The following is a 13,762-nucleotide window of genomic DNA, read 5'->3' on the forward strand; positions in this document are numbered from 1 at the left end:
CCGCAGCTGTACCGGTCTGCGGGGCTCTGCGACTACTCATCAAACGTACGGCCGATCTCCTCTACCTTGTACACTTCGAACAGATCGCCTTCCTTCACGTCGTTAAAGCTGGACAGCTTGATACCGCACTCGTATCCTTCGCGGACCTCCTTGGCGTCATCCTTCTCGCGGCGAAGCGTGTCGATGGGGTAATCGCCGATCACGGTGCTGTCGCGGATCACTCGGGCGCGGGAGTTGCGTTCGATTACGCCCGCCAGCACACGGCAACCGGCCACCACTCCAATCCGGCTGATCTTGAATACCTGCTGCACCAGGGCGCGGCCGAGTTCGACCTCGCGTTCCTCGGGCCTCAGCATGCCCTCCAGGGCCAGCTTCAGATCGTCGGTGATCTTGTAAATGACGTCGTAGCGGCGAATCTGCACGCCCAGGCGGTCGGCCAACTGGCGCGCTTTTTCGTCGGGCACGACGTTGAACGCCAGGATCACTGCATCCGAAGCGTGTGCTAGTTGCACGTCGCCCTCGGTCACACCGCCGACGGTGGCCAGCAGCGTCTTGAGCTTTACTTCGGGGTGATCGAGTTTGGTGAATTCCTTCTGAATCGCTTCCAACGAACCACGCACGTCCGATCGCAGGATCAGATTGAGCGTTTGCACCTCTTCGGTGTGTTCGAGTCGATCGAACAGGTTTTCCAGCGTCACGTGAACCGGCCCCGTGCTGCCGAGCGTTTCCTTGCGGGTTTGCTCGCGCCGCGTTTCGGCCAGTTCGCGGGCCTGGGCGATGTCGTCCAGTACGTAGAAGTGCTCGCCAGCGGCCGGCGCGACGTCCAAGCCCAGCAGATTCACGGGCGTGCTGGGACCAGCTTCCTGGATGGCCAACTCCGGACGCAAGGTATCGAACATGGCTCGCACTTTGCCGTACGAGTCGCCACAGACCACGTTGTCGCCAACGCGGAGCGTGCCGTTCTCGACAATCACCTTGGCCACGACACCGTGACCCGATTCCTGTTGCGCTTCCAGCGAAGTGCCCAGGGCGGAACGGTGAGGGTTGGCCTTATACTCGTGCAGGTCGGCCACGGTCAGCAGCGTTTCGAGCAGGTCGTCCATGCCCTCGCCGGTGATGGCGCTACACTTTACGACTTCGATGTCGCCACCCCATTCGCTGGGCTGCAGCCCGTTGGCCGACAGATCGGCCATGGCCTTGTTGGGATCGATGCCGGGAATGTCGATCTTGTTCAGCGCCACGACGATCGGCACTTCGGCCGCCTTGGCGTGGCTGATGGCTTCCTCGGTCTGCGGCATCACACCGTCGTCGGCGGCCACCACCAGGACGGCAATGTCCGTCACGTTGGCACCGCGGGCACGCATTTCGGTAAACGCTTCGTGGCCCGGCGTATCGACGAACGAGATGCCAGCGCCGTCCTTCTCGATTTGATAGGCACGAATGTGCTGGGTGATGCCGCCGCTCTCGCCACTCACCACGTTGATGCCGATCAGGCGATCGAGCAGCGAGGTTTTTCCATGGTCGACGTGACCCAGGAACGTGATCACCGGCGGACGCGGTTCCAGTTGGTCTTCGGGATCCTCGGCCTCGCGAATCGAGGTCAGCAGTTGGTCTTCCAGCGTGACCGGTTGCACGAAGTCGACGTCGACGCCCAACTCGGCGGCGATGAACTCGGTGAGTTCCTCGTCCATCGTGTCGTTGATCTTCGCCATCACCCCTTCCTGCATCAGGATCCGCTGGATCTGCATGGCGGGGATACCGGCCGCTTCGCTCAAATCGCGAACTGTGCAGGGCAGTTGAACGGCAACGCGTTCCTTACGCGGGGCGGCCGTGCTGGCACCACTGCGACGCGAGGTGCGGCGAATGGTGCGGCGTCCACGTCCGCGTCCGCTGTCGTCGTCGTCGCTGCGATTGCTCCGCCGGCGACTCAGTTGGCGCTGTTCGCGACCACCCAGCATGGGGCGATCCTCTTCGCCGCGTCCGCGACCCTTGCCGCGTCCACGTCCCTTGCTGGCGTCGTCGCCATCGGTGAACCCGGGACCGGTCTTCCGCGCCTTTTCGGCCTCCAGGTTACGTTCGGCGCGGCGAAGGTGTGCCGCCAGCGGCTTGTCGCCCGCTTTGCCGCCCAGCACTTCGGCCGGCAGTCGCATGTCGGGCTTCTGCGCGGGGGCTTCGTCTTTTTTGGGTTTCGGCTTGGGGGGCTCGGAGGGGCCGGGTATCGGCGCCAGCTTGATCGCCGGGCGGGCGCGACCGCCAGAACCACCTGGCTTGGGCTTCTTCTTCACAGGTTGACCCATGACCGGCGGCTTGCCCTCGGCCGACGCGCCGGGGCCGATGTAGTCCTCCCGACGCACCATGCCAGCCAGCGGACCTTCCCCTTCGGGCGAGGGCGATGTGTCTTGCGTCACGGATTGCGACTCTTCGGTCTGCTTGGCCTGCTCCGTGGTCGGCTGCTCTTGCGGGGACTCGGCGGACTGGGCGGCCGCGGCCGTTTCTGCCGGTGCGGCGGGGCTCTCGGCTGCAGGAGTCTCGGTCTCGGTACCGGTGTCCGTGTCGGTGTCTGTCACCTTGGCCTCGCGGGCTGCCTTGACCGCTTCCAGCGGGGCAGGGGCCTTGGGAGTGACGATCACCTTGATGCGGTCGCCCTGGGCCGGAGCCGGCCTGGGACGCTCCATCGCCGGAGGCGCTCCGGAGGCTTTGGGCTGTTTGGCGGACTTTTTGCTGCCGCCATCGAGGAACTGCTTGACCTTCTCGACTTCGCTCTCGGTCAAGCTGGCCAGCGCAGAACCCTTACCGGGTATACCGGCGCGCGCGCAGATGTCAGCCAGCTCTTTCGTGTCAAGTTTTAGCTCTTTGGCAAGAGCGTAAATGCGAACCGCCAAGATGCGTTCTCCATTTGGCCTCGGTCAACAACCCTACTGCTGCGGGACACAGTCGCGGTTGCTTCGCCGTCGGCCTGACAATCGGTCACCGAATCATAGCCACGTCTCCCGTGATGATTGCGGATAAAAATCAGTAAACTGAAATGTACGTTACTCCCGGTACAAGGGCGCCAATCTGGTCGCTGCCCGTAGCCGCGAGGGAGCTCACGCGTGCCAGGAACCAGAATTGCCGTGGCGACTGCTTTCGCAGGCCGCCGAGCCCTGTACTATCGACTACGCGGGGGGCTGTTGTCCAGCGTCCTCCGCGGGTTTTTCACTCTCGCCCCCCTCGGGGACGGTCTCGACCTGGTCGGCCGATTCTGCTGTTTCGTCCGCTGGGGACTCGGTTTCGCCGTCGGCTTCAGCGGCCTCATCGCCGCTGCGGGCCTCGGCTGCGGCGGCTTCGGCCTGGGCCACTTCGGCCTCGAGCCGTTCCTGCTCGCGTTTCTGTCGCCGTGCCTCGGCAGCTGCTTCTTCAGCGGCTTCGGCTCGTTCTTCTGCCTGTTCGACGATCATATTCACTGTTTCTTCACTCAACGACCCCATTTGCATCAGGTCGTCCGGCTCGATGATCGATAGGTCGTCGTAGCTCAGGAAGCCTTCTTCCACCAGCTTCTCAGCCACTTCCAGGGTCATGCCCTCCAGTTGGCTGAAGCCCTCCACCGCCCGATCGATCGACTCGGCCAGCTCTTCCTGGGTCATGATTTCGATGTCCCAGCCTGATAGCTTGCTAGCCAGGCGGACATTTTGCCCCCGCCGGCCGATGGCCAGCGACAACTGATCTTCGCTCACCAGCACGATCGCCCGACCGAGCATCCGGCACAAGATCACTTGCTCGACCGTGGCGGGCGACAGGGCGTTGGGAATCAGCACCTCCAGGTCTTCATCCCAGCGGACGATGTCGATCCGCTCGCCGGCCAGTTCGTCGACGATGTTCTTGATGCGGTTACCACGCACACCCACGCAAGCACCCACGCAATCCACCCGCGCGTCGCTGCTGGAGACGGCCACCTTCGAGCGGTAGCCCGGCTCGCGCGAAATGCCGCGGACCTCGATCACACCGTCGGCGATTTCGGGAATCTCCTGCTCGAACAACCGCTGCACCAGACTGGGCGAGCGGCGGCTGAGGATCACCTTCACGCGGCTGCCCGCCTTGCGAACCTCGTATACGGTCGCACGGACCCTTTCGTTCGCGTGGTGGGTTTCGCCGGGGATCTGCTCGCTGCGGGGCAAGATGGCTTCGACGTTGGTCAGGGCCACGGTGGCCGCTCCCCCCTCGTACCGCTGAATGATGCCGCTGACCATGTGGTTCAGCAACTCTTCGTATTCCTCGTACAGGGCGTCCCGCTCCGCTTCGCGGATCTTCTGGATCATCACCTGCTTGGCGGTCTGGGCGCCGATGCGGCCCACGGCCTCTTCGGAATCGAGTTCCTCGCCATCGATGCTGGCACGAATCGTGCCGTCTTGGCGATCGATGTTAACCGTGATGTCGGACTCTTCGCCGTAGTGCTTCTTCGCTGCCGAGACGAGGGCCGCTTCAATTCCCTCGAACACAATCTCTTTGTCGATGTTCTTGTCGCGGTGTATGGCGTCGACGATTCTCAGCACTTCGTTGGCGTTCATGGCAGTCCCTGTTTCCCGCGGCCTATTCGCCTACCGCGCGAGGCAATTCGAGTTGTCGGATTGTGAGTCGGATTGTAGGCCACCTGCCTTCTGCCCCAACCGGTCCGGGTGACGAAACCCTTTATAGATTCAGGACTTAAAGCAGGCGGTAATCCGCTAGCCTACCTTGCTATATGGGTAGTGTCAACCGGGGCGGGCCGGGTGGAGCGGGTTATACAGCTTGGAATGCCCCATCTTGGCGAGATAAGCGATGCTTCCTCGTCCAGCTCTCGCTCTATCTCGCCATCACAGAACCCATTGGGCATGTCGCAGGTCCATCCCCCACTCAAGACCGCGGTCTAGCCGTTGCCGCGGTGCTTGCGGAGTTGGCCATCCGACGCGAGCTAGTGCGATAGTAGCGCCTGCTGAAGCTCGAAGACCAACTTGGTCGTCAGGTTGCCTTGCGTGGCAGGTCTCGTTGCATGAACGACGGCTGGAACAAGCGATGCTCCCGCGGCTCGACCAGGTCTCGCTGAAGTCCGATCGCGACCTGGCCAACTACTACATCGTTCGCGAGCCCCGCTGGGAGCCACTCCGCGGCGGGCTATTGTTTCCGGAGCTGCCGGTGCAGGAAGAGTGAGGAGGCCCTGTTGTGCTCACTCGTTAACTATTCTTTCGCCTGAAGTTCGCCGATCGCCTTGGCGAACTTCCGCCCCAATTGCAATTGCCCCGCCGCATTGTAGTGAACGTGGTCGGGCAGCAGCGGGCAGTCGTCGGTCGAGACCATCCGCGCTTGCGCGATGGCATCGGGCGTGCCTGAGTTGCCGTCGGCGCGGGCCATCGCAGCGCGGATTTCCGCGCGGTGCGTGAAGCGGGGCACGGGTGGTTCGTGGGGGCAGACCTGGCCGAACACCATCGGCAGTGGCTCATGGAGCGCGAGGTCCTCGACGATCCGGCGTTGTAGTCGCGCGAGACTCTCGGCGTACTTGGTGGCCGATGCCTCGTTCTTACTGTCCTGCTCGCCCTGCATCCAGAGGAAGCCGCGGACCCGGGGGGTGTGTCCCTCGCGCTCGAGCTGTGCGAGGCCATCCTTGAACAGGCGGATCATCTTGCGATAGAGCGTGCCTTGGTTCTTGTCGTCAGCGGACATGCCAGGATAAAAGTTGCGGCGACCGGCCGCCGGCTCGCCTCCTTCCCATTGGTTGCCATTCCACCCATGGTAGAGCGGCATGCCGCTGGCGTGATACTTGATCAGGTAGATGGGACGCTCGCTGGTTGCCGTGGCCAAGGCAAATCCCACCTCGGGGCCGAACTCACCGGCGCGGGTTGAGTTACGCGTCTTGCCGAGCACCAGCGGCTCGAACTCCTGGCCATTGAAAAAGTACGTGTGTGGAATCTCAGGCGACACGTCCTCCGGCAGGTTCTCCATTTTAGCGATGCCCTGCATGTTCGACTGCCCGCCGAGCAGGTAGACGTCGACCTCTTCGGCGATGGCCGATGAGAAAGGCAGGGCGACTGCGAGCAGGAGAACGTAACGGCAGGAAAGTTTAGTCATGGCTAGTGCAGCAGAGATAGAGTTATTGGACCAGCTGTCGGGTTCCATCGACTAGCTCAGGGAGGAACCAGAACGCGGTTACGTGCGCGGTGGTTCGTTCTCCGATCCGCGACAATCCGTTCTGATCCGCGCACATTTGCGATTCCTCAGCGAGTCGAAACGCCTGCAGTCCCAGGTTGATGATCACCTAGAGTCTATCCTCCCAACCGAACCCCGGCCAGTTTGCCCCGCATTGGCGGCCATCGGCTCGGTGGTGTATGCTCCGACGCATGACAAACACCCCGCCAGAGTCCCTCCCACCGACCTTCCCCCCAGCGCCGCCTGCCGCCCAGCATTGGCGGCTTGATCCGCAGCTCGTTTACGTAAACCACGGCTCGTTCGGCGCGTGTCCGCGCGAAGTGCTCGCCGCGCAAGACCAGTGGCGCGCGCGAATGGAAGCCGATGCCGTGTCGTTTTTCACGCAGCACCTGTTCGGTATGCTCGACCGCTCGCGCACCGCGCTAGCGAGTGTGATGGGTGGCCGGCCGGAGGACTATGTGTTTTGCCGGAACGCCACAACGGCCATTGCCACGATTCTGGATAACGTCGCGCGGGGGCATGGGCTGGCCGATAACAAACCGCTCGGACCGGGCGACGAGCTGTTGGCGCTCGACCACGAGTACACGGCCTGCGTGAATAACCTCCAGCGGGTAGCGGAGCGCACCGGCACGCAGGTTGTCACCGCCACGATGCCGATCGAGCGCGATGGCGGCCCGCTGATCGATGAAGATCAAATTGTCGACGCGTTGCTGGCGGCCGTGACCGCGAAGACACGAGTTTGCCTGTTAAGTCACATCACCAGCGCCAGCGGAGCCGTGCTGCCGGTGGCGAGAATCGTTCGCGAGCTTGATAGCCGCAGCGTCGTGACCATCGTCGATGGCGCTCACGGGCCGGGCGCCGTGGAGATGGACATCGAGACCCTGGGCTGCGCGTACTATACGTCGAACTGCCACAAGTGGCTCTGCTCGCCCAAGGGTTCGGCCTTGCTGTGGGTGCGGCCCGACCTGCAGCCCGGCTTCCGGCCGCTGGTGCTGAGCAACCACGCGCAGCCGAACGCCCAGCCGCCACTCGCCGCCCGGCCGCGGAGTCGCTTCCAGATGGAGTTCGACTACACCGGCACCGACGACTACACGGCCGCCGGCGCGATTGCCGACGCGGTGGAGGTGATGCCCAAAATCGCCGGCTGCGACTGGCCCGGCATCGTAGAGCGCAACCGCGCGCTGGTGCTCGAAGCTCGCGACGCAATCTGCGCGAAACTCGGCGCCGAAGCTCCTTATGCCGATGAACTGATCGGCCCACTGGCCACAATTCCGCTGCCAATCCTGCCCGAGCCACAGCGCGAGCAGCACCTCGCCCGACCGACGTACTTCCACGACGCCCTGCAGGACGAGCTACTGACCCGCCACCGCATCCAGGTGCCAATCATCCGCTCGCACTCGCCCGGCAAAGAGTGGAACGGCCGACGATACGTGCGGATTAGCGCGCAGCTTTATAACTGTTTGGAGCAGTATGAGTATTTGGCGGAGGCGCTGGTGGAAGAACTCGCGCGGGAGTTTCAGGGGTAGAAGAATTCGTCGCGGATCGACGCGGACTTGGGCGGATGGTCGCGGATTGATAGATTCGGAGGCCGATTTGCGAGTTGGCCGTCAGCTACGAACCGGCCACAAGAAAGTCTGCCGAGGTACTCACCGTTAAACGTGCCGTGTGCGTGAGTGACATTTGTGATAGTTCCGTCTCGGCCTGCTCCAATTTGCGTGTTCGCCTGGCTTTTCCAAAAGCGGAGGGCGGACGTGTCACGCCGTCGATGCCAGAGCTATCGTACGACAGTCGGTGAACTCCGGCGAGTGTTGTACCAAGTGCTTGAGCAATCTGTTCGGCCGATGCCTTTGCGTTTCGCACGGCCTGCTGCAATACATCCCGTTTCGCATCTTCTAGCGCCGAAAACCGCCACGTGATCGAATCCGTCGTGGCGTTCTTCTGGGAACTGATGGCAGCTAGCGTCGGCCCTATTGATTCCAGGGTGGTGAGCTTCACCCGCAGGATGTAAGTTGCCGACGACGACTTGGTCAGCAGACCAGACTCCACTTCGGTCAGCACGTTTACCAGGCTGATGTCGTCTTCGGCGACACCCAATTGTGTGAGGGAGGCCGTGAAATCGGCCACTTCTTTAGCCTTCTTAAAAGCCTCTTGGCCTGTGACAAACGACTGCCCAGCAATACGAACGACAATCTCCGCACCATCGGCCGTGAGCTCCCGCGAAGCCGACTCTTTGACCGAGATTAGATTCAATTCTGCCATCTAGGTACTCCAAGAAGAGACATGACCGCTTTGTTTGGAATATAGCAGGTTGTCTTGACTTGGTGCCGAGAAGAGTTCGTCGCGGAAGAACGCGGATCTTGGCGGATGGTCGCGGATGGATAGTTGAGGGGACTAGTGGGAAGCACCGATCCTTGTCCGACTCGAGATCTCCAAACCGCGACTCTGGCTTGGAACGACTGTCGGTTCTACACACCAGAGTTCGATCCGCGCTTCTCCGCATAAATCCGCGCAGATCCGCGTCTGATTCCAGCGGCAGCTTAGCCAGCCACTACGGCCAGCACCGATGCCTGGCCTTGCGGCGTGACGCTCAGGTTCAAGAAGCTGTTGCCGGGCTTTGCTTCGCCGGTGGCGACGTTCAGGTCGCACTCGGGGTCGGCCTCAGAGTAGTTCAGCGTGGCGGGAAGCTTGCCATGCTTCAGGGCCAAGAGGCTGCCGGCGAGTTCTACCACGCCGCTCGCCGCGCCAAGGTTGCCGAAGTAGCTCTTCAGCGCCGTGACGGGGACCTGCTTGCCGGCTTCGCCGAGCGCCGCGTTGATGGCGGCTGCTTCGCTCTTGTCGCCGGCGGTGGTTCCGAGGCCATGGGCATTGATGTGGCCAAGGTCGCCGGGCGTGAGTTCCGCATCGCGGAGGCACGCCTTGATGGCGTTGGCCATTGCCTTTTCGGTGTCGCCCACCAGGTTGCGATCGGCCACCAGGCTGGAGCCGATGCCGGTCACCTCGCCATAGATCGTGGCGCCGCGGGCCTTGGCCGCCTCGAGTTCCTCGAGCACCAAAACGCCAGAGCCTTCGCCGGCCACCATGCCCAGGCGATTCTTATCGAACGGGCGGCAGGCCTTGGCCGGATCGCAATCGTCGTCGGCCAGTTGTTCGGTCTGCATGGCGTGGATCGCCTGCATCGGGAGGATGCGGGTGCCAGTGGCGCCGGCCAGCATGAAGTCGGCGTGGCCGCGGGCGATGGTGGTGAACGCCTCGCCTACGGCCATGTTGCTGGAGGCCTCGCGGAGGGTGAGCGAGTTGTTTGGTCCCCGCAGGTCGTTGAGGATCGCGATGTGACTGGCCGGCATGTTCGGCAGGTACTTGAGCATCCACAGCGGGGTCATCTGGCTCAGGCCGTCGGTGCCCCAGTCCTCGTAGTCGAACTTGCCTTCCTCGGTGCACTTGTTGATGCCGTCGATGTAGTCCTCGGGCATGGTGAGCATGTAGTCGCTGCCCAGCACGACGCCGCTTCGCTCGGGGGCGAGCGAGCCTTCGGCCACCTTGGCGTCGACCAGGGCCAGCTCGGCCGCGGCCACGGCCATCTGCGTTTCGCGGCACATCATCTTCAGCGCCTTGCGGATGGTCTTCTTCTTGGCCTTTTCGAGCTCGCCAAAGTTGTCGATGTCGCCCGTGAACTGGCGGCACTCGCCGGCGTATTTCAGGGGCAGTTTGGCCGATTCGACCGGCAGCACGTCACAGGCCACGATGCCGCTGGTGCCGGTGGAGAGCGCACCCCACACCACCTCGGGCTGGCTGCCCAGTGGGCAGATGATCCCGATACCTGTAACCACAACGCGACGGCACTTAGCGGAGGACTCAGTCATAGTTTGCGCAGGATAGCAGGGAGGGGGCAGAAGGCGGAAGGGGGAACTGACGCGGTGACACGACCAATGTCGAATGATCAATGACCCAGTGCTTGGAAATTCGTGTCATTTTTCCCTCGTCCCTGATCCCTCGATCCTGGCCCCTCTATTAGTAGCGACCTTGGAACGTGGCCGGATTGCGGAGGGCCGTGGATACGGGGGCATTCGGTGCCGCCGGCGGCAGGACGCTGCCCTTGGCCTCGATGAACAACAGGGCGTCCGCCCGGGGGGGAGTCTTCAGGATGGGTAGCGCCGCCGTGAGGGCGTTATCCCGCGTAGGGCCCGGCGTGCCAATCACGCCCATCGACAGCAGCAGCACCTGGTCGGTCGGCCAACGGAACCGCTCGTGCAGGTTCGCCATGGTGACCTGGGGCACCTGAACCTCCATGCGTTGCGATTCGGCCACCGGCGTCTGCACGTCGAGTTTCACGGGCACCATCTTTTCCACCTGGTGTAGCTTCAGCTTGATCACCGCGTCGCAGGTCGCCTTGTCGAGCGCCAGCAGCGGACTGAACTCCAGCGAGAAGCCTTCCTGCAGTTGTCCCTGCTCGGGCTGGAAGCCGGGCCAGACCTGCGGGGTGGGCATGACGCCTTTGATGTAGCTCCGCGGCCGCATGGTGCTGATCAGGATCGATTGGCCGTTGCCCACCAGCTGCGTGGGCGAGTTGTATTCGCGGTAGTCGGTGCGGCGCGTCAGGTCGCTCAGCAGCACGGCCACGTTCTCCTTGGCCATGATCCAGCCCTGCACGCCAGGCGACTGCACGGGAATCGGCGTCATCAGCGGCAGCGCCTTCGACCGCCAGTTGGGATTGGTCACGGTGGCCACCCGCAGCGAGAACGCTTCGCTTTCGGACTGTTGATTGACGAACCGGTCGACGATGTCGGCCACCATGGCCTGCATCTCGGGCGTGTGATAAACCCGCAGCGTATCGCGGCCGGCGCTCAGGATACCCAAGGGTTCGCTGTGCCAGGCTTCGTAGCCGGTCTCGCGGAGGATCCAGTCGACTACCGCTTGTTCGGGCTTGGCCGAGCCTTGTGCGCGGGCCGTGTAGGGACGAATGTCGTACTCGCGCCACACTTGACCGTGATCGCGAGGCAACGTGCCCGAGCCCTTGGTCACGCGGGCCCGCGTGGGTGCGGGGCCAGCGATCGGGGCGAGTGGTGTCGTGGTGGCCGGTGCAGCGGCGGGTTGGGTGCTGCTGAGCGGAGCCGGCGTAGTCGCGGCGGGCGCTGCCGGTTGCGTGGCGGCGGGTGGCGTGGTCGTAGACAGCGGGGCCGTGGCCGCGGCCGGTTCGTTCGCGTAGCGGTTGTTGGCCATCGACTGCCAACCACCAGGTTGCTGAGCCACCGCCGTGGCGCAGCTTACGAGCAGCATGGCGAAGCAGTAGGCCACGTTTCGTTCGCCCATCATGTCGTTCTCCGTCCGTGGAAAAGTTGGGTAGCTAGCGCATGCGGGGTCACACGCGGGGGGCGAGTATAGGAACGCAGTACGGAGGACACAAGGCCGACGCATTTTCCACAGACAAGCACCAAGCGGCAGTAGCAATGCTAGCCCCGCGTCACCAGCCCCTAGCCCAGGGTAAGCTTGCCCGGGAGCAATCGAACGTTTGGGACTCTTATGGATGGCCAGCCGGGGAGCGGCGACAGCGCATAGCCCGGCGGCGAAGTCCCGGGAATCAGGTGGAAAGCATCTGAGAAAGCCACGCCAGTGGCGACAGCGACTGAGAATTGCTGAGGGGCTGTACACCGCGGGGGATTAGGACTTCGGCATAACGGCGGGCGTAACCGGGCGGGCGCCATCCGTTTTCCATTTCAGAAGACACGGATCGCCCGCTCCGTGTTCACGCCATGGTTATCCCTCTTCACAATACGCCGGGCCGTTTTGATCTGGAACGGGCTCAAGATTCGATCGTGCGTTTAGTTTTTCAACGCCGTCAATAATCCCACGAACATACGCATCTCGCAAGTCTTGGGACTTGAACGTGTACTTTCGCTTGCAATCAATATCGTGCCAATTCGTTACGTCACCACGATGCGAGACGCGAACGCCATCGAACATACCCGCACAGCCAGGTGCACCGCACGAACATGTCCAGATGAAGAACGTACCATCATTGTTCAAGCTAGATTTTAGCTGGGCCAAGTCAATATGCTCTGGGTCATCAACGTTGGCCTGCTCGCCATTGAACTCGAGTACCGCCACAAGTGAATCCGGTTCTCCGTCTTCAGTTTGAATGAGGTGACGCAGACGCACGGTCTTGACCACGACCGGCCGGATCGCTCGTGCAAGAATCCGTTGCACGAATTTGGGCCACTCAATGTGGACGTGAACAGGAACGGGCCAACGTAGCAATCTCATGATGGATAACGGGTTGGCGGATGAGCTGCCAAGCATGGATGCTTGTCCTCGATCCACGTGGTGCGCTTGGTCAGTTCCATCCGCCTTGATCGGCGCGCATCCATGCGGGCCAAATCCAGACGTTCTCCGCGCGGGAAAACGTCCGCCGAGGTAAGTGCGACTTGGGCCTCCAAGACCCCAGGTCGTAGTTGCGCGGCGGTGCGCCGCACCAGCAAGGTCAGCTCCATCCCAATGTTAGACGGCACCACGATATTCCACCATCGTTTCAAAGGCGAACAACTCGTCATTCGCGACACCCTCACGCGAAAACTCGACTTTACCAGTGCACTTAACTTCGTAGCGCGTCCCAATGCGGGTCAAGGTGAGTTTCTCAATCTGATACCAATTGTGCGCTGCGCCGACATAAATGGATGCTTCGACATCGGGAGTACGGCCCATCACGATCTCGATGCCATCAAGTGCCGCTGGATCATCGAGCCCTAAGTTTATCCACTCCACTACGAGTTCTGTACATTCAGGTTGCGACACGTAGTCCAGGCCAGAGTCGAACGATTCGAACGGAATTCGGATGCGGTGAAAGAGAGTCCTCGGGAGACCGATGTGCTCGTTTTCGAACCAGTAGCACTCAATGATGCCATCCAACGGTTTTGCTTTCGAATTGAGCCCTATGTTTTGCATTGAATTTCTTGATCCGGCAGCAGACGCTCGCGTCGACGTATCCGTGCCGTCTAACGTTACCGATCAGCCGGCGGCGACGATTGATCCTCTACTTTAAAACGCCCGACATCGCCGCTCGGTTGCATCGGATGGTTCGTCCGCTTTGTGCTCGCGGCGTCCAATGGGGACATCTTACCATCTTGCACCACGAAAAGATGACACCGGTCCAGATTAGCGCGGAGGCGATTGACGTCATCCACAGCCAGCTCACAGTTTTCGAATGCAATTCCAACCCAGCCTCGCATATTGTTGGCGATCCTGAGTTGATCCAATTGGTCTGGAGTCGGTAGCGAAGTCAATGTAATGCGGTATTCAGTGCCAAGTGGCCACAATGGAATCGACCCATTGCGCCCGCCGATTTGAGAGACGGCATGCGAAAGGAGGTTCTCTTTTCGCGTGACATTCCAATAGTCGATTGCAAGTGCAATGGCAGCCAAAGCAGCAAGCAGCAGGATGAATTTCGAGAATCGCTTCATTACTGGAGCCATCCTGCGGACGAACAATAAATGGACAGAAAGGATTCTGTTTATCTCTCAATTATTCTAGAAAAGCAGATTCCCCAAAGTCAAACCACCACAAGACTTGCGGCCAGATCGCTACATGTTTCGGTGGATATTGCAGAAATGGCTTC

Annotated in this window: 11 protein-coding genes; 2 read left to right on the top strand and 9 right to left on the bottom strand. The window is 61.7% G+C overall.

Features of this window, described 5'->3' with window-relative positions; translation table 11 throughout:
• Positions 1–32: 32 nt before the first annotated feature.
• The gene (gene infB, locus NG895_RS22900) at positions 33–2,882 is read right to left on the bottom strand and encodes a translation initiation factor IF-2 (protein ID WP_252854870.1); all 2,850 of its coding nucleotides are present in this window, start codon (positions 2,880–2,882) and stop codon (positions 33–35) included.
• A gap of 273 nt (positions 2,883–3,155) precedes the next feature.
• A complete protein-coding gene (gene nusA, locus NG895_RS22905) occupies positions 3,156–4,544 on the bottom strand; it encodes a transcription termination factor NusA (protein ID WP_252854871.1) in 1,389 nt (462 codons plus the stop codon).
• 484 nt (positions 4,545–5,028) lie between these two features.
• Between nusA and NG895_RS30390 the strand changes: the two genes are divergently transcribed.
• Positions 5,029–5,163 carry a hypothetical protein gene (locus NG895_RS30390; RefSeq protein ID WP_261361724.1) on the top strand — a complete coding sequence of 45 codons (135 nt, stop codon included), beginning with the start codon at positions 5,029–5,031 and terminating at the stop codon, positions 5,161–5,163.
• Between the two features lie 27 nt (positions 5,164–5,190).
• Here the strand turns inward: NG895_RS30390 and NG895_RS22910 are convergent, their stop codons facing one another.
• On the bottom strand, positions 5,191–6,078 hold the full coding sequence (locus tag NG895_RS22910) for a sialate O-acetylesterase (RefSeq protein WP_252854872.1): 888 nt from the start codon (positions 6,076–6,078) through the stop codon (positions 5,191–5,193).
• A 257-nt stretch (positions 6,079–6,335) separates the two neighbouring features.
• Between NG895_RS22910 and NG895_RS22915 the strand changes: the two genes are divergently transcribed.
• Positions 6,336–7,682, top strand: coding sequence for an aminotransferase class V-fold PLP-dependent enzyme (locus tag NG895_RS22915; RefSeq protein WP_252854873.1), 1,347 nt, complete (start codon positions 6,336–6,338; stop codon positions 7,680–7,682).
• A gap of 85 nt (positions 7,683–7,767) precedes the next feature.
• Here NG895_RS22915 and NG895_RS22920 read toward each other — a convergent pair whose 3' ends face one another.
• The 6 genes from NG895_RS22920 to NG895_RS22945 all read right to left on the bottom strand — a co-directional run bounded on the left by NG895_RS22920 (position 7,768) and on the right by NG895_RS22945 (position 13,607).
• Entirely contained in the window at positions 7,768–8,415 is a 648-nt protein-coding gene (locus NG895_RS22920) for an SIMPL domain-containing protein (protein WP_252854874.1), read from the bottom strand.
• 278 nt (positions 8,416–8,693) lie between these two features.
• Positions 8,694–10,016: a beta-ketoacyl-[acyl-carrier-protein] synthase family protein gene (locus NG895_RS22925; protein WP_252854875.1), complete on the bottom strand. Its 1,323-nt coding sequence runs from the start codon at positions 10,014–10,016 to the stop codon at positions 8,694–8,696.
• A gap of 148 nt (positions 10,017–10,164) precedes the next feature.
• Positions 10,165–11,466: a hypothetical protein gene (locus NG895_RS22930; RefSeq protein ID WP_252854876.1), complete on the bottom strand. Its 1,302-nt coding sequence runs from the start codon at positions 11,464–11,466 to the stop codon at positions 10,165–10,167.
• 441 nt (positions 11,467–11,907) lie between these two features.
• The gene (locus NG895_RS22935; protein WP_252854877.1) at positions 11,908–12,450 is read right to left on the bottom strand and encodes a hypothetical protein; all 543 of its coding nucleotides are present in this window, start codon (positions 12,448–12,450) and stop codon (positions 11,908–11,910) included.
• A 198-nt stretch (positions 12,451–12,648) separates the two neighbouring features.
• Positions 12,649–13,056 carry a hypothetical protein gene (locus NG895_RS22940; protein ID WP_252854878.1) on the bottom strand — a complete coding sequence of 136 codons (408 nt, stop codon included), beginning with the start codon at positions 13,054–13,056 and terminating at the stop codon, positions 12,649–12,651.
• A gap of 92 nt (positions 13,057–13,148) precedes the next feature.
• Entirely contained in the window at positions 13,149–13,607 is a 459-nt protein-coding gene (locus NG895_RS22945; protein WP_252854879.1) for a hypothetical protein, read from the bottom strand.
• Between the last annotated feature and the right edge of the window lie 155 nt (positions 13,608–13,762).

This window comes from Aeoliella straminimaris (assembly GCF_024054565.1).
GTDB classification, from domain to species: Bacteria; Planctomycetota; Planctomycetia; order Pirellulales; family Lacipirellulaceae; genus Aeoliella; species Aeoliella straminimaris.

What these genes read in the sequence shown, in the direction of transcription:
- NG895_RS22945 (WP_252854879.1), bottom strand. Translation starts at nt 13,607, where the DNA reads ATGAAGCGATTCTCGAAATTCATCCTGCTGCTTGCTGCTTTGGCTGCC.
- nusA (WP_252854871.1), bottom strand. Translation starts at nt 4,544, where the DNA reads ATGAACGCCAACGAAGTGCTGAGAATCGTCGACGCCATACACCGCGAC.
- NG895_RS22935 (WP_252854877.1), bottom strand. Translation starts at nt 12,450, where the DNA reads ATGCTTGGCAGCTCATCCGCCAACCCGTTATCCATCATGAGATTGCTA.
- NG895_RS22910 (WP_252854872.1), bottom strand. Translation starts at nt 6,078, where the DNA reads ATGACTAAACTTTCCTGCCGTTACGTTCTCCTGCTCGCAGTCGCCCTG.
- NG895_RS22920 (WP_252854874.1), bottom strand. Translation starts at nt 8,415, where the DNA reads ATGGCAGAATTGAATCTAATCTCGGTCAAAGAGTCGGCTTCGCGGGAG.
- NG895_RS22925 (WP_252854875.1), bottom strand. Translation starts at nt 10,016, where the DNA reads ATGACTGAGTCCTCCGCTAAGTGCCGTCGCGTTGTGGTTACAGGTATC.
- NG895_RS30390 (WP_261361724.1), top strand. Translation starts at nt 5,029, where the DNA reads ATGCTCCCGCGGCTCGACCAGGTCTCGCTGAAGTCCGATCGCGACCTG.
- NG895_RS22915 (WP_252854873.1), top strand. Translation starts at nt 6,336, where the DNA reads ATGCTCCGACGCATGACAAACACCCCGCCAGAGTCCCTCCCACCGACC.
- NG895_RS22930 (WP_252854876.1), bottom strand. Translation starts at nt 11,466, where the DNA reads ATGATGGGCGAACGAAACGTGGCCTACTGCTTCGCCATGCTGCTCGTA.